Annotated in this window: 14 protein-coding genes; 5 read left to right on the top strand and 9 right to left on the bottom strand. The window is 72.5% G+C overall.

Going from position 1 to position 21,002, the window contains the following annotated elements; genetic code table 11:
* Positions 1 to 61: 61 nt before the first annotated feature.
* Positions 62 to 667 carry a 30S ribosomal protein S4 gene (gene rpsD / locus MXD62_RS14805; RefSeq protein WP_112104952.1) on the bottom strand — a complete coding sequence of 202 codons (606 nt, stop codon included), beginning with the start codon at positions 665 to 667 and terminating at the stop codon, positions 62 to 64.
* A gap of 69 nt (positions 668 to 736) precedes the next feature.
* Between rpsD and MXD62_RS14810 the strand changes: the two genes are divergently transcribed.
* A complete protein-coding gene (locus MXD62_RS14810) occupies positions 737 to 1,405 on the top strand; it encodes a hypothetical protein (RefSeq protein ID WP_248829839.1) in 669 nt (222 codons plus the stop codon).
* Positions 1,406 to 1,460: 55 nt separating this feature from the next.
* On the opposite strand, the gene MXD62_RS14815 is transcribed toward MXD62_RS14810, so the two are convergent.
* The 6 genes from MXD62_RS14815 to MXD62_RS14840 form a co-directional block, all read right to left on the bottom strand.
* Positions 1,461 to 1,748 carry a hypothetical protein gene (locus MXD62_RS14815; protein ID WP_020463715.1) on the bottom strand — a complete coding sequence of 96 codons (288 nt, stop codon included), beginning with the start codon at positions 1,746 to 1,748 and terminating at the stop codon, positions 1,461 to 1,463.
* A gap of 69 nt (positions 1,749 to 1,817) precedes the next feature.
* A complete protein-coding gene (locus MXD62_RS14820) occupies positions 1,818 to 2,087 on the bottom strand; it encodes a hypothetical protein (protein WP_020463714.1) in 270 nt (89 codons plus the stop codon).
* Between the two features lie 122 nt (positions 2,088 to 2,209).
* Entirely contained in the window at positions 2,210 to 7,102 is a 4,893-nt protein-coding gene (locus tag MXD62_RS14825; protein WP_248829840.1) for an FtsK/SpoIIIE domain-containing protein, read from the bottom strand.
* 48 nt (positions 7,103 to 7,150) lie between these two features.
* Positions 7,151 to 8,413, bottom strand: coding sequence for a GGDEF domain-containing protein (locus MXD62_RS14830; RefSeq protein ID WP_248829841.1), 1,263 nt, complete (start codon positions 8,411 to 8,413; stop codon positions 7,151 to 7,153).
* Positions 8,414 to 8,776: 363 nt separating this feature from the next.
* Positions 8,777 to 9,574: an enoyl-CoA hydratase/isomerase family protein gene (locus MXD62_RS14835; RefSeq protein ID WP_020463678.1), complete on the bottom strand. Its 798-nt coding sequence runs from the start codon at positions 9,572 to 9,574 to the stop codon at positions 8,777 to 8,779.
* Between the two features lie 63 nt (positions 9,575 to 9,637).
* A complete protein-coding gene (locus MXD62_RS14840; RefSeq protein WP_248829842.1) occupies positions 9,638 to 10,495 on the bottom strand; it encodes an LLM class F420-dependent oxidoreductase in 858 nt (285 codons plus the stop codon).
* Positions 10,496 to 11,051: 556 nt separating this feature from the next.
* On the opposite strand from MXD62_RS14840, the gene MXD62_RS14845 reads away from it, so the two are divergent.
* Both MXD62_RS14845 and MXD62_RS14850 read left to right on the top strand, forming a co-directional pair.
* Complete coding sequence (locus MXD62_RS14845; protein ID WP_248829843.1) at positions 11,052 to 12,620, top strand: ABC transporter substrate-binding protein; 1,569 nt, start codon at positions 11,052 to 11,054, stop codon at positions 12,618 to 12,620.
* Positions 12,621 to 13,207: 587 nt separating this feature from the next.
* The gene (locus tag MXD62_RS14850) at positions 13,208 to 14,731 is read left to right on the top strand and encodes a hypothetical protein (RefSeq protein ID WP_248829844.1); all 1,524 of its coding nucleotides are present in this window, start codon (positions 13,208 to 13,210) and stop codon (positions 14,729 to 14,731) included.
* Between the two features lie 40 nt (positions 14,732 to 14,771).
* Here MXD62_RS14850 and MXD62_RS14855 read toward each other — a convergent pair whose 3' ends face one another.
* Positions 14,772 to 15,623, bottom strand: coding sequence for a DUF72 domain-containing protein (locus tag MXD62_RS14855; RefSeq protein ID WP_248829845.1), 852 nt, complete (start codon positions 15,621 to 15,623; stop codon positions 14,772 to 14,774).
* A gap of 145 nt (positions 15,624 to 15,768) precedes the next feature.
* Between MXD62_RS14855 and MXD62_RS14860 the strand changes: the two genes are divergently transcribed.
* Together MXD62_RS14860 and MXD62_RS14865 are read left to right on the top strand one after the other, a co-directional pair.
* A complete protein-coding gene (locus tag MXD62_RS14860; protein ID WP_248829846.1) occupies positions 15,769 to 16,812 on the top strand; it encodes an ATP-binding cassette domain-containing protein in 1,044 nt (347 codons plus the stop codon).
* Positions 16,809 to 17,666: an ABC transporter permease gene (locus MXD62_RS14865; RefSeq protein WP_248829847.1), complete on the top strand. Its 858-nt coding sequence runs from the start codon at positions 16,809 to 16,811 to the stop codon at positions 17,664 to 17,666. Before MXD62_RS14860 ends, MXD62_RS14865 begins: the two co-directional genes overlap by 4 nt.
* A gap of 59 nt (positions 17,667 to 17,725) precedes the next feature.
* On the opposite strand, the gene MXD62_RS14870 is transcribed toward MXD62_RS14865, so the two are convergent.
* The gene (locus MXD62_RS14870; protein WP_248829848.1) at positions 17,726 to 20,965 is read right to left on the bottom strand and encodes a BTAD domain-containing putative transcriptional regulator; all 3,240 of its coding nucleotides are present in this window, start codon (positions 20,963 to 20,965) and stop codon (positions 17,726 to 17,728) included.
* Between the last annotated feature and the right edge of the window lie 37 nt (positions 20,966 to 21,002).

Consider the following 21,002-nt stretch of genomic DNA (forward strand, 5'->3'; position numbering starts at 1 on the left):
CCGTGACGGGAAATCAGAGCAGGCCGAGCGCTGAGGATCACCCGTGCTCGGCCGGATCCTGTCAACGCGCGTAGTACTCGACGACGAGCTGTTCGTCACAGACGACCGGGATCTCCGGCCGGGTCGGCCGCCGGCTGAGCACGGCCACCAGCGCGGTGCGGTCGACGTCGAGGTAGGCGGGCGGTGCCGTCCCCGCCGGCTGGGTCTCCGCGACGATTCGGAACGGCGCCATGGGACGGCTGCGCCCCGCGATCGTGACCACGTCACCTGGCTGGACGCGGTACCCGGGGCGGTCCACCCGGCTGCCGTTCACCTGGACGTGGCGGTGGCTGACGAACTGGCGGGCCTGGTAGATCGTCTTGGCGAAGCCGGCGCGCAGGACCACCGCGTCCAGGCGGGTCTCGAGATCCTCGATCAGCAGGTGGCCTGTTCGGCCGGCCCCCCGGTCGGCCTCGTCGAACGCGCGCCGGAGCTGCTTCTCACTGATGTGGTACTGGAAGCGCAACCGCTGCTTCTCCCGCAGGCGCTCCTTGTAGGGAGACATGGTCTTGCGGCCGCGGCCGTGCGGGCCGGGCGGGTAGGGCCGGTTCTCGAAGTACCTGGCCGCCTTGTCGGTCAGCGGCAGGCCGATGCTCCGGCTCAGTTTGGCCACGGGCTTGTGGCGCACGGGCCTCCTCCTTTAGGTTAGGTAACCTTAAATAAAGCGAACCTAACCATAGTGGGCGCGGAGGAGTACGTGGTGGACGGCATGATCGATCAGCACGGCGCGGGGCACCCGTCGATCAGCACGCGCACCGCACCCACCGGGGCGGTGCACGTGCTGGCCGCGCGTGAGCTGGTCCACGATGCCGCCTACGGCAGCCTGGTCATGTGGGGTGGATGGGTCGTGCACGGCCTCCGCTTCGCGACCGTCGCTGGCCCCACTGCGGCCGGCCCTGCTCCCGCCGGTCCCACTGCGACCGGTCCCACTCCGGCCGGCACCGAGGCGACGGGACCCGCCGACGCCGTTCCGACCGGCTCCGAATCGCTGGATCTGTTCGGAGCCGGTGGCGTGCCCGCCCGCATCGTGCTGCTGGCGCCGGCATCGGTGGGACGTGTCCTGGGGGATCAGGACCAGGCCTGCCGGTTCCAGATGTGCGGACCGGTGCGTTCGGACGGCTGCGACTGGGTGTCCGTCGTCTTCGGCGGATGGGTCGCGCCGGTAGCCGAGCGATCCGTCCCCGACCTGGCGTTGCACCTCGCCGATCGGCATCCGACCGGGGACCTGTTCGAGCTCGGCGGCTCCTGGGTGCTGCTGGACATCGAGCTCGCCGAGGCCACGATCCGGACCCGCGCCGGATGCGTGCAACTGGACACCGACGACGCCGTCAACCTGCTTACGGAGCCCTCGGGGGCCGGTCTCTGACGACCCCCGCTCGGCAGCGCCCACCCAGCCAGGGCGGCGCCCGGTGACGACCTCGTCAGCCGGCCGCCTGGATGTCGGTCTGGATCTCGGCGAGGCGGATGCGCAACCGGTCGAGCTGGGTGTGCAGGTCGGTCAGGGTGCGTTCGTACGTCGGCCAGATCGACGTGCGGAACTCGGTGGCGGTGCGACCGTCCCAGTTCTCCGGCTCCAGGAGGACCCGGGCGGTGGCGCGCAGGTTGTCGAAGTGGGCCAGCAACGGGCCGTTGATGATGCCGGCGAGATCGTCGACGGCGGTCGACGCCTGTGGCGTCGCCCGGACGGTGACGCCTGAGGTTGTCGTCATCGGATGCTCCTGGGGCAGAGGGGCGTGTCGGGCTCTTCGGGTCGCGCCTGGGAGCGCTGGTCGGGGCGGTCAGCTACCGGCCAGCGCGGTCCGCTGGTTGATCTCGGTCACGGTGCGGGCGAGGTCGGCGAGGTTCGTCTGCAGCGCGGACAGGGTGTTCTGCACCTCGGGCCAGATCTGCGTGCGGAACAGCTGCGCCTTCGGGCCCTCCCAGTTCGTCGGGTCGGCCAGGGTGTTGCCGCGGGCGACGAGGCTCGCCGTCGTTGTCTGGAGATCCGTGAGCCGCTGGGTCATCTGGCCGGCCGCGTGCTGAGCCGCGGGGGTGGTGACAGTGCGCATGGGTGGTCCGTCCGTCCGGGGTCATGGGGTCGGATGCACAGGCGGTAGGTTGCTGTCCGGGAGATGGTCCTGATGTGCTCCGATCGACAGCGTGATGTTACCTTTGGTGTCGGACTGATGCATCAACTATGACTTTCGGGGTGCGGTGGCGGTCGCGCCGCTTCTTCCGGTGATGGTTCGACTACCTGGACAGGTGTGATCGTGCCGCCTCGGACCAGGAGCCCCCGCCCGGGCGGCCCCGGCCCGCAGACGGTTCGCGGCAGTCGAACGCCGAGCAGGTCGCCGTCGGCGGGGCCGCCGGGAGAAAGCAGCAGACCACTTCGCGAGCGGCGGGCATCGACCAGAAAGCCGCGGAACTGGCCGGCGAGATCCTCGGTGGTGCCGGCGGCCACCAGCCCGCCGCTGTGTCCTCCGCGCAGGAAGGCGGCGAGCTCGTCGCCGAGTGGCGTGGGCGAGACAAGCTCCGCGTCGTCGACCAGTACGACCGTCTGACCGGGGCCACCGAGCCGCCGGAGGGCCTCCTCCAGCGCCATGCCCTCCACCAGCTGGACCACCGCCGGGTCGATGAGGCCACGCAGCGGAGACAGGCGCGGGCAGACGACCGCGAGCCGTGATCCCACGCCGAGCAGGCCGCGCCCGATACTCATCAGCGTCGAGCTGCGCCCCGACCGGGACGGGCCGGCCACGACGAACCCGGGGCCGTCGAAGTCGAGGTCGATGCCGACGGGTGCCAGCTCGTCGCCTCCGACGCCCAGGATGACCGGGACTCGCCGGCCCGGCCCCGCCGTGGCGCCCGGCTCCGGTCCGGTCAGCTGCAGCTCCGCGATCTCTCGCGCGCTGATCCGCGAGGGCAGAACGTCCACCCGGAACGGGCGCGGAACCTGCGGGCGCGGAACCTGCGGGCGCGGGGCCCGACCTGGCCCGGGGCCTGTGTGCGGTCGCGGGAACGGGCTGGCGGAGGAAACCGGGGCACCCTTCGCGACGGCGCTCGGCTCCCGGCGGCCGCTGGGAGCCGCCATCCGGCGCAGCATGCCCGCCTGCGCGGACCCGGCGGGGTCGTTGGTCAACAGGGCGACCTGCAGCTCGACGGGGCCGGCGGCGTCGCGCCACACGGGTGCCACGCGGCCGGCCGGCCCTCCGATCAGAAAGCCGCGACCGGGTGGCAGGGCGTCGGGGATCCGGGACCCCGCCAGGCCCGCCAGGCCGTAGTCGGCGCGTTCCGCCATCCGCAGCACCAGCCGTTGCTCCATGGTGGACGGCAGCCGGCCGGTGAGACCGCGGCGGTCGGTCGTGACCAGGATCCGCAGGCCGACAGCGGGGCCGTCCCGCGCGAGCGCCAGCAGGCGGTCGACCGCCGCCGCTCCGTCGAAGCTCTCGAAGGAGGCCAGGAATCCCTCGTACCCGTCGAGCAGAAGGACCAGGTAGGGCAGCCGCCCTGGCCGTGCGCCGCCCGCACCGCCCGGCCGGCGCGGGATGGTGCGAGCCCCGGCGGCGAGCCTGGCTTCGGCCAGATCGGCGAAGCCGCCGGCGGCGAGAACCTCCTGCCGCCAGGTGACCTCGTCCGCCAGCCGGGCGAGCAGGCGGTGGACCCGCTCGGTCTCGCCGACGCCGACGACGGCTCCGGTGTGGGGGAGAGCGGTCAGCGGCGCGAGGCTGTTGTTCCCGCAGTCCAGCCCGTACACGTGGACGTCGGCGGGGGACACCGCCCTGGCGAGCGATCCGGCGAAGGTGCGCAGCACCGTGGAGCGGCCGGAACGCGGGGACCCGAGGATCATCAGGTGGGACCCGTGCTCGAGGTCGATCGCGAAGACGGGCTGGGCCTGGGCCAGGCACAGGTCGGCGAGCGCGAGCGGGACGGGAGGCAGCCCTGGCCCACCCGGGCCCGAGCCCGGCGAGCCGTCCGTGGGGAGATCGTCGATCGTGATCCGGACGGGCAGCGGGGGCAGCCACGGCCGCCGCGGCCCCGGGACACGGCAGATCCGGGACGCCTCCCGCAGCGCCCGGGCCAGCGCGCGCAGATCCGTCGGTTCCTCGCCGGCGCGCTCCGCGATCTCGGCCTCGTGGCCAGGCCCCGCCGCGATGCTCTCGGCGCGGGCGACGGTGTCCGCGAGATCGGCCGGTGGCGGCCAGGGCGACTCGATCACGACCGGTGCCACGGCCGGTGCCTCGGCGCGGCGCGGGGACCCACCGATCCGGCCGGTCTGAAAGGTCAGCGGGGAGCCCTGGCCGACCCGCACGATGGCCTGGCCCGGCGACGACCCGGGGATGAGCGCGGCGTCCGGCAGGCCCAGCACGTCGATGCTCTCCGCCTGGTCGGTGACCCGCAGCGCCACCCGCAGGTTGGTGTTGGCCATGATCTCCGGCGAGACGACGCCCGCCGGCCGCTGGGTGGCGAGCACCAGGTGGATCCCCAGCGACCGGCCGCGCCCGGCGAGCCCGACGAGCCCGGAGACGAACTCCGGCAGCTCGCGGACGAGGGCGGCGAACTCGTCGATGACCACGACGAGGCGCGGCAGCGGTTGCCGCGCCGGGTGGGAGGGCCGCGGCGCCCGGCTGTAGTCGTCGATGTCCTTGCACCCGGCATCGGCGAGCAGCGCCTCGCGGCGGCGCAGCTCGGCGGCGAGGGAGTCGAGGGCACGCCGCACCAGGTGCGGATCGAGGTCGGTCACCAGACCGACGGTGTGCGGGAGGTGGGCGCAGTCGCCGAACGCGCTGCCGCCCTTGTAGTCGACGAGGACGAAGGTCATCTCATCCGGCCGGTTGCGGACGGCCAGCGAGGCCACCAGCGACTGCAGGAACTCCGATTTGCCGGATCCGGTCGTGCCGGCGACCAGGGCGTGCGGCCCGTCGCGGCTCAGGTCGAGGCTGACCAGCCCGGCGGGGCACACCCCGATGGGGACCGGCCCCGGGGACCGCTCCGTGATCCAGCGCGGGGCGAGCGCACGGGCGGTCGGCGGGTCGAGGTCGAGCAGCTCCAGCAGTCTGGTCTCCGAGTGTGCGGAGGCCGGTCCGCGTTCGCGCGGGCCGGGGTCGCGAACCGGTGCCAGCGCGCGTGCCAGCTGTTCGCACCAGGCCGCGGCCGCGGGACCGGAGATCTCCGCGTCCAGGCCGGCGCTCGTGCCCGGGCCGCCCGTCGGCTCGCCGGCAGGGTGCGGATCGCCGCCCCCGGTGGGCTCGCCGGCGACCAGGTCGGGGCAGACCTGGTCGACGCCCTCGGCCCCCTGCCGCCGGACCCGCATCCCGCCCGGCACCTGTTCGACGACCGTGTGGCATTCGGGCGGCAACAGCCGCGGATCACGTTCGAGGCACACGACATAGACGCCGACGAGGGGCCCGGAGCGAAGCACCGGGATCAGCGCGGCCCGCATCGACGCCGCGCCCTCGACGACGACCAGCACCGCGGGATCGCGCGGCACCTGCGCGGCACCGCCGCCTCCGGTGCGGGCCAGCCGGGCGTCGATCATGCTGGCGAGCTCGTCGACGCGCCGCGCCCGGCCTGGCCCGTCCGCCCCGACGAGGATCGCTCCCGGAGGCCCGTCGGGCGGGCGGCAGTGCGGCAGCCACCGCGCCCACTCCCAGCTCGCCGGGGACGCGGTCCCGACGACGAGGTGGACGGCGAGATCCCGTGGGCTGTGGTGCACCGCGGCCTGCGCCGTCAACCAGGACCCGACCACCCCGGCGAAGTCCCCCGCCCCGACCACCCCGAGGACCCCGGTCTCGGGTAGCGGCACCGTCACCGGGACGTCCCGCAGCTGCCACCGGGTCTGCCGGCGGTGATCCGGCGCGGCGGGGTCGTCGAGGACGACACCGCCCGGCAGGTCGCCCGTGCCGACGCGCAGGTGGAGAAAGTCAGGGTCTTCGGGACGGCGCTCCCAGAGACCACGCCGCGGGCCCAGCGCGCGGAGCAGCGTCGCCGCCGGGTCCGGATGGGCGCGGCGGAGGGCAGCGGCCTCGCGGTCGAGCGCGGCGGTGGCGTCCCGGTCGATCTCGGCCCGGATCCGCTGGTACTCCGCCAGCTCACGCTGGTGCTCCCGCGCTGCCTGGCGCCGGGCCGCCAGGTAGGAGCCGACCAGGGAGAGCGGCGCCAGCGCCGCGAAAAGAAGCAGGTAGTAGGCGTGGAGGAGTACCGCCATCCCGGTCGCGGCCGCGGCGGGGAGGAGCGTTGCCAGCACCGGGGGCGGTGCGGGCCGCGGCGGAACCGGCGGCGTGGGGAGGCGGTACCGGGAACCGCCCGGGGCACGCAGCATCCGCGGCTCGCGGCTGATCTCCAGGTACGGCCCGGCCGGAGCCGGCTGGAGCAGGGCGTCCGGCTCGTCGGGCACCGTCAGCAGCAGCCGCGCCCCACCGACGCGCAGGGTGGCCCGCGGCCCGGCACCGCCGCGTTCACCGGCCGGGAAGGAGACGGGGCCGTCGCGGCGGCACCCGTCGATCCACACCGTCGCCCCCGCACGGGGGGTGATCGTGCAGGAGCCGTCGACGCCGACCCGCAGGGACAACGCGCGCCGCGGCGTGGAATGGCCGCGCAGCACGACGCCGCCGGCAGGGTCCGACCCCAGGCCGTATTCGCCGGCCAGGAGCCGGTGCACCATGCCGGCGCCGGGACCACCGGTGACCCGGAGCTCGACAAGCCCCACCGGCTCGTTGCGCCCAGCGCCGAGCGGTGGGCCGAGCGGTGCGCCGAGCCTGAGAACGGAGCCGTCGCGCAGGGGCGAGGCGTCCAGCCGCAGCCCGGGGTCGACCTCCGCGCCATCGACGTGGATCACCGCCGGGGGCTCGCGGGCGCCCTGCACCGCTCCGGGCGACCGCCCCCGCCCCCGACCTCCCGGCCGCCGCTCGGATCCGTGCGCGCGCTCCGCCAGCGCGGCCGCGATCGTGCCCAGCGGCGTTGCCCCGTCGGCGCGGAGCAGTACCGTCCGCCTGGTGGCCCGCCGACTGTCGGCAGGCACCAGGCGGGCGCGGGCAGACGCCCGAGGGGACGTGTCCGCGACGCCCGCGACATCGATGGTGATCCACATGGCGGGCACGATACAAGTCGAAGCCGACAGTGTGCTCTCTGTAACTTCTTACGAAGAGTCGCCTGATTTCGAGCGATTCTGGCGGCGGCTGCGGCCGCGACGGGTCTCGCGGGCCCGGGAGCGCGCTTTCACGATCTCCTCGCCGGCCATCCTCACCAGCGCATCGCCGTCCAGCGGCCGGTGAACCGGGGCCGGTGGGGTGCCGAGGCCCGCGGCGTGGTCGGCACCGAGCGGCGCGACCTCGCCATGACCCGATCGGAGCCCCCCACCGAACGCGATCCCGACGCTGGCCGTGACCCGGACCCGGTGGTCGTCCACGACCAGTGGGTCGACGAGGCAGGAGGTCAGCCGGTCGGCCAGTGCCACCGCCGCGTGGCCGGTCACCTCGGTCGTCACGACGACGAACTCGTCCCCGCCCCAGCGACCCAGCACCGCGCCGGGCCCGAGCACCTCGGCGAACCGGAGCGCGACCGCGCGCAGCGTCCCGTCGCCGACCGCGTAGCCGAACCGCTGGTTGACGCGCCCGAAGGCGTCGAGATCGAGGAAAAGGACCGCGACTCCGGTGCCCTCGGCCGTGCTCCCGGTGCCCTCGGCCTCCACCCCCTCGGCCTCCACCCCCGCGGCCCCGGCCCCGAGAGGGGTCGCTTCGGCCTCATTTCCCTCGACCCCCGCGGTGCGGTCGGCCGTCGGCGGCTCCGCCGGGTCTGGCCGACCGGTCCGAACGGGTACCGTCCGCGCCTCGAAGCCGGCGAGGCCCACCCGTTCGGATGACGTCCGCCGGCCGCTGTTCCTGGTTACCCCGGGGGGTGCCATCTGGCCGGAACCGACGGTCTGCGGCGCGGCCAGCGCCTCGGCGATCAGATCACGGAGAGCCGAGCGGTTCGGGAGCCCCGTCACCGGGTCGTGGGTCGCCCGGTGGCGCAGCACGGCCTCCCGGTCGTGGCGATCGGTGACGTCGTCCACCACGACGACCAGCCCGTCGCCGCGGCTGAGCGCCCTGATCCGGACGTCCAGCCAGCGCTCGCCGCGCGGGGTGGCCAGCGGGATCTCGACGCGGACCTGGTCGCGGCGGTTGTCCAGCATCCGGCGGGTCAGCCCGGCCAGTGTCCGCAGCGGTTCCGTGCTCCGCCCGGCTGCCTCGCAGGCGGCCAGCCAGCTCGCCCCGGGGCGGACGGGGACGACCGCCAGCCCGGCCGCGGCGCTGCGCCGCCACGCGTCGTTGAGCCGCACCACCATTCCATCTGGCCCCAGTACGGCGATGCGTGACGGTAACGAGTCGAGGACCGCGGCGGCCACGTCGTCGGTGATCACCGATTCTGATTCCCCTCTCGGGACGTCGAAGCCGCGGCTGCGCCAGGTTCTCCATTTCCTCCGGCAGCCGCGCGCGGGATCACCGCCGACGGCCCGACCGATATCCGTGATCCTTGACGCCGGACTGTCGCCCCGTCCGGAAAAGGGTCCGGTGGAGTGTGACCGATGCTTTTCGGTAGTGTTCCGGGCGTCGAATTATTGTGCCGGACGGCAAAGAAGCCGACGAATATCCCCAGCTATCCGGTCTGCCCGGCATCTGGAACCGCGCGGCATCCTGGGCTGCCCGGCATCTGGAGCAGCCCAGGTATCGCGCACTGGAAGTCCCGGGCCGTAAACCTCTCAGCTGGCGGAACGGGTGTGAGGTCAGCGCCGCCCGCCGTCGCCGGCGAACTGCTCGGGGACCCATTCAGGCGCCCGCTTCTCCATGAACGCGCGCATGCCCTCACGTGGCTCGGGCGACTGCTGCATCGCCCAGAACATGGTCTGGTAGTCGATGAGCCCATAGCGCTCGTTCAGCATGCGCTTGACATGCATGCGGGCCGCCGGGGCGGTCTGCAGAATCTCCCCGGCGGCCTGGACGGCGGCCTCGCGGAGCTGGTCGTGCGGCACGACCCGGCTGATCACGCCCAGCCGCTGGGCCTCGGCGGCGTCGAAGCGGCGCGCCGACAACAGCAGGTCACGGGCCACCGCGATGCCGACGTGGGCGGGCAGGACGGCCGCATAGGTGGCGTCGGGGATCCCCCGCAGCAGCTCGGGAACCCGGAACGTCGCCTGGTCGCTGGCGACCGCGATGTCCGCCATCATGGCGATCAGCAGGCCACCGGCCTGGCAGATGCCGTTGACGGCGGCCACCACCGGCGCCCGGCTGTCCCGGATGGTGAGGAACGGCAGGACGTCCTCGCCGCGCAGGTCGGGCGGCAGGTTGTCGCCGGGCTCGGACCTGCTGCCGAGGTCGCCGCCGGGGGCGAACACGTCACCGGTGCCGGTGATGATCAGCGCGGCCAGGTCGGGCGAGGTGTTGACCAGCTGTACGGCCCGCTTGATGCCGAAGTACATCGCCGGTGTCAGGGCGTTCCGGGCGGCCGGCCGGTCGATCACACACCAGCCGATGGCTCCGTCACGCTCGAAACGCAGGCCCGCCGCTCCCAGGTCATCGGTCATGCTGCTCCTCCCTCGTGCCGCCGCTCGCGATGATGGCATGCCAGGCGTCGCCCGGCGGTGCGATCACACGGCGGCGGCGATCCGGCGCCATTGTTCGCGGGGAAGGACCCGCGCGTCTTCGGTGAGCACCTGGAGGGCGACGTGGTCGGCGCCGGCGGCGCGGTGCTCGTTGACCCTGCGCATGATCGCCTCCTCGTCGCCCCAGGCCACCACCGCGTCGAACAGCCGGTCGCTGACGGACGCCAGATCCTCGGCCGAGAAGCCCAGTCGGAGCAGGTTGTTCGCGTAGTTCGGGTGCGTGAGGTATCTGCGCAGCCAGTCGGCCCCGATCGAGCGGGCCTCTTCCCTCGTCCCGCAGAGGATCACTGTCTGTTCCGGCAGCACGAGCGGGCCGGCGCCGAGCACCTCACGGGCGCGGCGGGTGTGCTCCGGGGTGACCAGGTACGGGTGGATGCCGCGGGCCCGGTTCGCGGCGAGCGCGAGCATCTTCGGGCCGAGCGCGGCCAGCACCCGCCCGGTCGACGGCACGGATGGCCGCGCCGCGTCGAGCGCGTCGAGGAAGCCACCCATCGCGGCCAGTGGCCGCTGGTAGCGGCCTGGTTCGCCGGCGTCGACCACGTCGGCGTGACTGACCCCGATGCCCAGCAGGAACCGGTCGCCGTGTTCCGCGGTGAGCGACGCGGTCCGGGCCGCGGTCTCCTCCGGGCTGTGCATCCACAGGTTGAGCACGCCGGTCGCGATGACGGTGCGCCGGGTCGCCGCGAGCAGCCGTCCGGCGGTGTCGAAGGCCGGGCCGCCGGCGTCGGGGAACCAGAGCGCGGCGAATCCCAGGTCGTCGAGCTCCGCGGCGGCGTCGGCCGCCTCGGCCGGATCCCCGAACCGCAGGTGCAGGCTCCAGATCCCGACCCCGCTGAGCTCCATGTCGTCCTTTCGCCGCCATTCCGCTGGCGTTGGGCACTCTACGCCCAATGCGGCACTGGGTGCCAGCATCGATATCGGAGGGCATCTGTGGCGCTGGGTCCGACGCGGCTGCGGCCGCGGCTGGCGTAGGGGTGCGGTCCGTCCGCGCCGGAGCCGTCCCGCGAACGGATCCAGCCGGCCGCGACAAAAACACAGGTCAAGGCCTACCACGCAGCCGTGCCGCCAGGGACCGCCGCTGAGCGGGAACGGCATGGCTATCGAGCCGAAGCGGCTGCGGAGCCGACGAAAAATAGGTGAAGATATAACCCGTGGTGACTGACCTGACGAGTGGCCATCTCGGTCGCCGCCTCGACCGCGTCCCACGACCGCGCGTGCGCCGAGGCGCGGCGCCGGTGACCGGGCCCGGCAGACGGGCCCTGCAGGCGGGCCTGGTAGGCGGGCCCGGTAGGCGCGGTCGGTAGCCAGGGTCGTCAGACAGGCGCCGCTCCAGCCGCACATTCCCAACTATGATCTTGCCGGATTTCGTTGATCACGAACACCGATGAAGGGGTCGAAGATGATTCACCGCGCGCGATTACTCGTCACCGCTCTCGTCTGCTGTACGGGTCTGCTGCTGGGGGCCTGCGGGGGAGGAGGTGGCGATACCGGGACGTCCGCGTCGGGGGCCACGGGTGAGCCTGTGGCGGGTGGCGAAGCGCGGATCCTGCTGCTGAGCGAGCCGCGCACGATGGACCCGGCGGTCATCGGCAACGTCTACGCCAGCGGAGCCCTCATCGGGAACGCCCTGTACGGAACACTGATGACCGACGACGAGGCGGGTGAGATCCACTACTCGATGGCCGAGTCGTTCGAGTCCGCCGACAACGGCAAGACGTTCGAGCTGAAGCTGCGGCCGGGGCTGGTGTTCTCGGACGGTACTCCGCTGAATGCGGATGCCGTGAAGTTCAACTGGGACCGGACCAAGGAACCGGCCACCGGCTCCGCCAGCCGGGCGGATGCGGCGATGATCGCCTCGTCCGAGGTGGTTGACGACGTCACGCTGCGGGTCACCCTGGTCACCCCCGTGCCGAAGTACTCCGAGGCCGTCGTCACCTCGACGCTGAACTGGATCGCCTCGCCGGCGGCCCTGCGGAAGGGCGGGCCGGCCTTCGACAAGAACCCGATCGGCGCCGGGCCGTTCACCCTGCAGAGCTGGGCCCGCCAGGACAACATGCGGCTGGTCAAGAACCCCCGCTACTGGGACGCGCCCAGGCCGTACCTCGACTCCCTCGTCCTGCGCCCGGCACAGGACAGCAACCAGCGCTACAACACGCTGCTCACCGGTGGTGCCGACCTGGCGGTCGACTCGAGCTGGATCAACCTCGGCAAGGCCGACGAGGCGGGGCTGTCGGTCGACTTCCTGCCGGCCAGCGGCGGCATCGTCGCCGCGCTGAACACGCGCCGGGCGCCGTTCGACGACGTGCGCGCACGTCAGGCGGTCGCGAAGGCGCTGGACATGGACGCGCTGAACCTCGCCGTCTGGAACGGCAGCGCGCGGATGGCCACCACGCTGTTCACCGACTCATCGCCGTTCTACTCGCCCACGCCGTTGCAGAAGACGGACAAGGCGACCGCCCAGAAGCTCTTCGACGAGCTCGCCGCCGAGGGCAAGCCGGTCTCCTTCTCGTTCACCACCACTCCGGCGTCGGAGAACCGGAAGATGGCCGAGAACATCCAGGCCCAGCTGAGCGCGTTCAAGAACGTCAAGTTCCAGGTCCGGGTCATAGAGGTCGCCGAGTTCTCGGCGCTGCGCACGTCGCACGACTACGACGCGGTCCTCACGTCCTCGATGTTCCTGGACCCCGACCCCCGGCTGCCGACGACTCTCCTCGGAGGCTCGTCGGCGAACCTGTCCATGCTCGACGATCCTCAGCTGAACGAGAGCCTGCTGGCGGGACGGACCGCGACCACCGTGGAGGAGCGGAAGAAGGCCTATGACCGCGTGCAGGCCCGGCTGACGGAGGTGGTCCCGATGATCTTCTTCGCGCGCGGGCCGCTCGGCGCCATCTCGGCCAGGAACGTCGGCGGTGTCACGCAGTACGGCCTCGGATCGCTGCTGCCGGAGAAGCTGTGGATCCAGTCATGACGGCCTGACAACGGCACGACATACACCGCCTGCCGGGCCGTCACTGGCGCGCGTCGATCATCGTCGGCGCGCGCCAGGGCGGTCTCGGGCGGCGGTGCCGGGCGGACGTCGTCCTCGCCGGGCACGGGCCTCGCCGGTGACCGAGGACGCGCGGCCTCGTTTTCGCAGGTCACGTCATTGATCGTTTCCTGCGAACGGTTAGATGATCGTGCGCCGGGTGTATTTCGTCGCCGCGGCGGCCGGCGCGGGCGTGATGCGTTTTTTGATTACCGTGGGTAGTGTGATTTGTGGCTCACGTTGTCAACCGACTTGCCTCGGCTCGCGGCGCCGATTGAGTTTGCAGGTCACGGGCCCAGGGTGGACCAGGGTGGAGCTCGCACGGGTTGCGAGGGAGAAAGTGACTCGGGCGAGCACGGTGTACGTTCTGATCTGTGTCCGGACGGGTGGCTTTAGCGATCCCTTCCGGCGGAACCGCCGCAATTCCGCCAGGAGTCCGGATCGTAATTCATCGTGCCCTCGCGGTCTTACGTGCGCATGCATTGTTCGTCGGCCTGTTCGCGCTGGGTACGACGATAAGGATCATCGCGATGGTCGGGTATCGACCCGCGCTGTGGTTCAACGACAGTCTCGAGTACGTGAGGCTGGCGCTGCGGCCCGAGCCCTATGTGATCAGGCCGTCGGGCTACAGCCTGTTCCTGCTCGTCCTGCGGCCGCTGCACAGTTTCACGTTGGTCGTGGTGTTCCAGCACGTCATCGGCCTGACCGTCGGCGTCGCCGTCTACGCCCTGTTACGTCACCTCTCGCTTCCCGGGTGGGCGGCAGCGGCCGCCTCAGCACCGCAGCTCCTCGACGGCTACCAGATCGCGCTGGAACACATGGTGCTGTCGGAGACCCTTTTCACCGGTCTCCTGGCGGGCGCCGCGACGGCCCTCTCCTGGCATGCGGTGTTACGCCCGCGGGCCGCCGCCGTTGCCGGTGCCTGCCTGGCCGGCGCCGCGGTGACCAGATCGATCGGCCTTCCTCTCGCGGTCGTCGCGGCGGTGTGGCTCCTGCTCTGTCGGCCCGGATGGCGGACGGTCGCGGTGTTCTCGGTGGCCTTGCTGTGCCCGCTCACGGGGTACTGCGCCTGGCATCTGACCGAGCACGGCACCTTCGGCACATCGGGCAGCACCGGGATCTTCCTCTACTCCCGCACCACCACCTTCGCCGACTGCGCGAAGCTGGATCTGCGTCCTGAGCTGCTGGTTCTCTGCCCCGACGGGCCGGTGGACGACCGCCGGCCGCCATCGGACTACATCTGGCACACGGACACGCCGCTTTACCGCCTGCCCGGCGGCACGTTCGACCGAAACAAGGAGCGGATCGCGCGGGATTTCGCGCTTCACGCCATCCTCGCGCAGCCGCTCGACTATCTCCGGGTCGTCGGGCGCGACTTCGGGCGTACCTTCCAATCCCGGCTCGAGGACTATCCGAACCGGGGAGTCGCCGAGCGTTATCTGTTCGGCACGGCGACGCTCCCACTTGAGGGAAGACCGGGATTCGCGGCGGATCTGCGGGCCTACGAGCGCGGCCCCTTCGCCACCGCGGCGCACGAACCGGCGGCATCCTGGGCGGTCTGGTACCAGCGGCACGTGCGGATGCCCGCCCCGATGCTCGGTGTGCTGCTCCTGGCCGGCGTGCTCGGGCTGCTCGGGACGCTGCTCCCGGCCAGGCCCGGCGTCCCGCGCGCACCACTGGGGCTATTCGTCGTGTTCGGAGTGTTGTCCCTGTTGCTCCCGCCCATGGTCGCGGGCTTCGACTACCGGTACATCCCGCCGTCGTTCCCCTTTCTCGGGGGCGCGGCCGCGCTGGCCGTCTCGTCGGTCGCCAGCGCGCTCCGCGGAGACCGGAACCGGAACCGGGGGCGGCCTCGGCCCCGGAAGCCTTCCCAGCCCTGGCCCGGAAGCCACCCGGCGCGCCGCGGCAGATGCGTCACGCGCCTGGCGGCAGATGCGTCATGCGATCAAGGAGATACATGCTCTGACCAGGGGCGAGGTCGCAACGGTGATCGAACTTCCAGGGGGCCGTTCCGGAGCGGCGGACGAGGCGCCCGACGCCGTTGGGACGCCTGACGCCGGCGACGTCAAACGGTGTGCGGTACCTGGCGTGCGGTCAGAAGAGGGTCAGGGGCTCGGCTGGTATCGGCTGAGGCAGGGGATCGAGTTCGGGGACGCGGGCCCGGACCTCGTCGTGGAAACGGCGGGCGAGCAGCGGAGCGTCGGCGTTGTCCGGGGTGTGGATGAAGACGGTGGGTGATCGTCCCTCGCGCAGCCACGTGACGGTGGTGTCGACCCAGCGCCGCCAGTCCTCGACCGTCCGGGCGGAGTCGTCGCGGCCGAGGTAGCGGACGATCGGCTGGTCGGTCAGCGCGAGTGACCGCAGCGGCATCCGGGGCTTCTTCGCCCAGGCGTCCCGTTCGGCGTCGCTCGTCGGCGGGCTGCGGAAGAACTCGGTGGTGTCGAACGGAATCCATTCGGCGCCCACGGCGGCGAGTGCGTCCTCGAGCAGGCGCGCCGCGCGCGGGTCGGCGAAGAAGGCCGGATGGCGGACCTCCACCGCGTACCGGTGGGACGTGTCGAGCCGGCGCAGAAAGCGGGCGAGCAGCGACACGTCGGCCGGGCCGAACGCTCCCGGCAGCTGAATCCAGAGGGCGTGCGCCCGCGGGCCGAGCGGCTCCATCGCGTTCAGGAACGAGCGAAGCACCTCGTCGACGTCGGTGAGGTGGCGTTCGTGCGTGATGACCTTCGGTAGCTTGACCACGAACCGGAAGCCGGGGTCGGTCTGCCGCGCCCACGTGGCCACGGTCTCCCGGGCCGGGGTCGCATAGAACGTGGTGTTCCCCTCGACCGCGTTACACCAGGCGGCATAGTGCCGCAGGCGCTCGTGGGCCGGCAGCGGATGGGCCAGCAGGCGCCCCTGCCAGGACTTGTGACTCCACATCGCGCACCCCACGTGCAGATGCATGTCTCGTGCCCTCCGTCGCTGGATCGCGCCGGCCCGCGCCGGTCGGCTGAAGGTCGGTGAAACCGGGGTGTAGGGGCGGTGATACCGCCGCTGTCTAGCGTCGTCCCCAGCTTCCCAGCTGCTGAGCACCATGGAAGGACGACGCGTGACAGCCACACCCGCTGTCCGGGCCGATGGCCTGGTCAAGAGATTCGGCGATTTCCGTGCCGTCGACCGGATCGATCTCGAGGTGCGGCATGGCGAGATCTTCGGCGTGCTCGGGCCGAACGGCGCCGGCAAGACGACGATGCTGAAGATGCTGGCGACCCTGCTGCCGATCGACGGCGGCCGGGCCGAGATCTTCGGTGTGGACGTCGCCGCCCAGCCGCACCGGGTCCGCCAGCTCATCGGCGTGACCGGCCAGTACGCCTCGGTGGACGAGGACCTCTCCGCCACCGAGAACCTGTGGCTCTTCGGCCGGCTCCAGGGCCTGAAGGCCGCGGACGCTCGCGCCACCGCGCGCCGGCTGCTGGAGCAGTTCGGCCTGGAGGACGCCGCCGAGCGGAAGATCTCGGAGTTCTCCGGCGGTATGCGCCGCCGCCTCGACCTCGCCGCCTCCCTCATCACCCGACCGCCGCTGATCTTCCTCGACGAGCCGACGACCGGACTCGACCCGCGCACCCGCGGCCAGATGTGGAACACCATCCGCGGCCTCGTCCAGGACGGCTGCACCGTCCTGCTCACCACCCAGTACCTGGACGAGGCCGACCAGCTCGCCGACCGGGTCTGCGTGATCGACCAGGGCCGCAAGGTCGCCGAGGGCACTCCGGACGAGCTGAAGACCCAGGTCGGCGACTCGACCCTGCAGCTTCAGCTCGCCCCCGGCGCCGACCAGGCGCTCGCCCGCGAGGTGGTGTTCCGGGTGCTCGGCGAGGAGCCGGTCACCACCCCCGAGTCGGGCCGGATGAACGTCCCGCTCGATGTCGCCGACCGCGCCGCCGACGTGCTGATCGCGCTGCGCGAGGCCGCCGTCCCGATCGCCTCGGTCAGTGTCGCGAAGCCCAGCCTCGACGAGGTCTTCCTCGCCCTAACCGGCCACGGAACGGACACCGGGGACGGCACCGGGACCGATTCAGCCGGCCCGGCCGGCGCCGTCCCCGGCCAGGACACGAACAGTCCCGACAAGCCCGTCATGGAGAAGGCCCGATGAACACCCTCGTAGCCGAACCGTCCGCCGCCCGCCCGCGATCGGCGCCAGCCGTCGACCCGGCCGCCGCCGTGGCCCGCACGCGCGCCCGCCCCGGGCTGGGCGACACTTTCAACCAGACCTTCGCGATGGCGTGGCGGGCGCTGAAGAAGATGCGCCGCAACCCGGAGCAGTTCTTCGACGTGGCGCTGCAGCCTCTGCTGTTCACCGCGATGTTCGCCTACGTGTTCGGTGGCGCGATCTCCGGTGACGTCGACAGCTACCTGCCGTTGCTGATTCCCGGCATCGTCGCCCAGACCGTGCTCACCACCTGCATGGCCACCGGGGTGCAGATGCGGGAGGACATGGACAAGGGCGTCTTCGACCGGTTCCGGTCGTTGCCGATGTCCCGGATCGCGCCGCTCGCCGGGCCGATGATGGCGGATCTGATCCGCTACCTGATCGCGGCGGTGCTGACCTACCTGATGGGCCTGCTGCTCGGCTACCGGCCGGGCGGCGGTGTGCTCGGTGTGGTCGGCGCGGTCGTGCTCGCGGTCTTCACCGGCTGGGCGCTCGCGTGGGCGTTCACCTGGATCGGCACGCTGGCCCGCAGCGCCCGCAGCGTGCAGGGGATCTCGATGATGATCCTCTTCCCGCTCACCTTCCTTTCCAACGCCTTCGTGCCGGCGGACACGCTGCCGGGCTGGCTGGAGTCCTTCACCAAGATCAACCCGGTGTCACACCTGGTCTCCGGAACCCGCGACCTCGCCAACAACGGAGTGATCACCGGGCAGGTCGGCTGGACGCTGCTCGCCGGCCTCTGCGTGATCGTGATCTTCATGCCGCTGTCGGTCCTCAGCTACAAGCGGCACCTCTAGCCGTGAATCCGGTGCCCCCACCCGATGGACGGGCGACGCCCGGACGGCGTCCCGCCCGGTCAACTGCCCGGCCAGCCATCCAGCCATCCAGTCAGGCGTTCGGCCAGATGCTCGACGAGAGCGCGGGCCTCGTCGAGCACCTGGGCCGGCCGCCGTCCGGCGACGCTCGCCCGGACCGCCGCGAGCGTGCCGGGCGCGCGGCGCTCGGCGAGCGGCTCGATCCGCGACCACCCCATCGACGGGATCGTCGCGGGGTAGGCGAACCGTTCCGCGAGCGCCAGCAGCCGGACCGCCTCCTCCGGGGCCATCCCGGCCAGACCGTCTCCGGGCGCCGGGAGGTTCTCCCGAAGACCCCAGGCGCCCAGTGCGAACAGCACCGTCCCGTACACCGGGTAGTCGGCGCCGTCCTGCCCGCGTCGGAACGCTTCGACGCAATGGGTGAGGCAGGCCCGGAACAGGCTGTGACCGGTGGCGAGGTCGTCGGCCGTGCTCGCGTGCCGGGCGAACGCGGCCACCGTCGCCGCGTCGCACACGAGCACCCAGGGCTCGAGGCCGGTGGGTTCCACGCCCGGCAGCCGCAGGGCCCGCATCTCCTCCGCCGCGTCCACGTACCGGCGTAGACCACCGGTCGTGTCGCCGCGGGCGATCATGATCTCGGCCTCGGCGGTGGCCATCATCCTGCCGCCGAGCCCCGTCCTGTCCTCCGAGACACTCTGGGCGAGGTAGCTCTCGGCCGCTTCGAGCCGGCCGTCGTTGATGGCGTCGAACGCCAGCAGCACCCTGAGCTGCGCGACGTCGTCGTGGGCGCCGAGCCGTTCCAGGACGGGCAGTGCCTCGCGAGCACACGACCGGGCGGTGGTGACGTCCCCGAGCTGCATCGACAGCGCGGCGAGCTGGGTGCGCAGCACGGCCGCGATCCACGGGCCGTCCTGCGGCGCGGTGAGCGCCAGCGCCCGTTCGGCGCAGGCCGCCGCCGTCCGCGGAATACCGTCGTTCTCCCACAGATGGGTCAGCCACATCAGCGCGGCCAGGCGCGTGTGCCGGTCGGCGTCGTCCGCGAGCCGTTCCAGCCGTGCCGTGGTGTCCGCGGGCCGGGCCGGATCGAGCGCGAGCTGCGCCCGCACCGAACCGGCCAGCCACGTGTTCTCCGCGTCCGCCGGATCGAGCGGCACCAGCAGTTCGCAGGCCTCCTCCGAGTACCTGACGGTCATGAGCATCTTCGTCCGCAGGACGGCGATCCGGCTGGCCAGGGTCGCCGAGGCCGCCGCTGGCGGCGGGGCCCAGTCGTGCAGGGCCTCGGCGACCGCGTTGGCCAGCACCATCATCCGCGTGTGATCGCCTCGGATCTCCCAGAACGGATTGAGCACCGCCAGCAGCCGCACGACCGCCTCGGTACCGCCGTCGACCAGCGCGGCCCGCAGTTCGTCGGCGAGGTTCGTCTCCTCGGCCGCGACCGCGTCGATCGCCGCGAACTGCCGCTCACTGAGCAGGTCCGCGCCGTGCCGGGTGACGTAACCGACCGCCCAGGCCCGCTGGGCCCGCCGCGCCGACACCTGCTCGCCGGCCTCGGCCAACCGCAGCCGGCCGAACTCGCGGACGGTCTCCAGCATCCGGTAGCGGACCCCGTCGGCCGACTCACGCACGCTCAGCAGCGACTGGTCGACGAGGTTCTGCACGGCGTCGACCGCGTCGAAGGGCTCCGGACCAGCCCCCTCACCAGCGGGGCCGAGCACCTCCTCCGCGGCGTCGAGGGTGAACCCGTCTGGAAAGAGCGCCAGCCGACGCAGCGACCGCCGTTCCGGCTCGGCCAGCAGGTTCCACGACCAGTCGATCACCGCGAACAGCGTGCGGTGACGGTCCGGCGCGCCGCGGTCGCCGCCGCGCAGCAGGGCGAAGCGGTCCGCCAGCCGCCGGTCGACGTCCTCCACCGACATCGCGCGGACCCGCGCCGCCGCCAGCTCGATCGCCAGCGGAAGACCGTCGAGCCGGTGGACGATCCGGTCGACCACCTCGGGGTCGAGCCGGACGGTGGGCCGGGCCGCGGTGGCGCGCTGGCGGAAAAGCTCGATCGCGTCGGTACGGGCCAACTCCCCGAGCAGGTAGACCCGCTCGGCGCTGATCGCCAACGGCGCCCGGCTCGTGGTGAGCACCCGGACGTCCGCGGTGGCCGTGACGAGGAAGGCGACCAGCTCGGCGACCTCCTCGACGAGATGCTCGCAGTTGTCCAGCAGCAGCAGGCTCGACCCGCGCGAGAGCTGCGCGGCGATGCGCGTGCGCAGGTCGGCGCGCTGGCCCGGGGACAGCACCCGGCGCTCGCCGATCGAGTCGCGGACACCGAGCGCGGAACCGACCTCGCCGAGCAGGTCCTCGGGCGCCGTCACCCCGACCAGGTGGACGACGTGCACCATCGGCAAGGTGCTCTCCCGGGCGAGCACATGCGCCAGCCGGGTCTTGCCGAGACCACCCGGCCCGACGATCGACACCACCCGTGACCGGTCCAGCAACGTCCGCAGCCGGTCGACGTCGCGCTGCCGGCCCAGCAGGGGAGTGGCGTCGTAGCGGATGCCGTCGCGGACGGGCTGGTCGGCGACGAGCAGGTCGCGCTGCTGCCGGGTGAGTGCCTCCCCGGGGCTGATACCGAGCCGTTCCCGCAGGTCCCGCCGGTAGCGTTCGAAGCGCTCCAGAGCCGCGCCCGCCCCGCGGACGGCGGCCTCGCTGCGCAGCAGATCGACGAGCAGGGCCTCGTCGTCGGGCCGCTCGGCGTGCGCCGTCTCCAGGAGCCCCAGTGCCTCGGCGTGCCGGTTTGTTCGGCTCGCCGCCCGGGCCAGCAGCAGCCGGGCCGTCGCCAGATCGCGGCCGGCCGCCCGGCGCAGGTCGGCGAGCGGCCCCTGGTCGCCCCCCGGCACCGGTAACAGCGACGCGCCGAGCGCCAGCGCTTCCCGGGCCCGCTCGGCGGCGGCGGGCGGATCAGCCGCGAGGAGGGTGTCAGCCTCGGCGACGAGCCAGCTGAGCAGGCAGCTGTCGACCTCGGTCGGGGGCAGGTCGAGCCGGTAGCCCTCGCCGTCGCGCACCACCGCGGCGCCGCCGCAGGCCGCCCGGGTTCGGGAGACGACCACCTGAAGACCCTTGGTCGCATTGGCCAGCGGCTCCCCGCGCCAGATCAGCTCCACCAGCCGCTCGGCCCGCACCGGACGCCCTCGCTCCGCCGCCAGCGCCGCCAGCAGCGCCCGCGGCCGGTCGCCGACCACCGGGATGCCGTTCCAGTGCACCCCGTCCAGGAGAGTGAGGCCGATGCCCACCCCGGTCACTCTAGAGCGGCGAACTGTGATCGTCGTG

The organism is Frankia sp. Mgl5, assembly GCF_023242985.1.
GTDB lineage: Bacteria > Actinomycetota > Actinomycetes > Frankiales > Frankiaceae > Parafrankia > Parafrankia soli.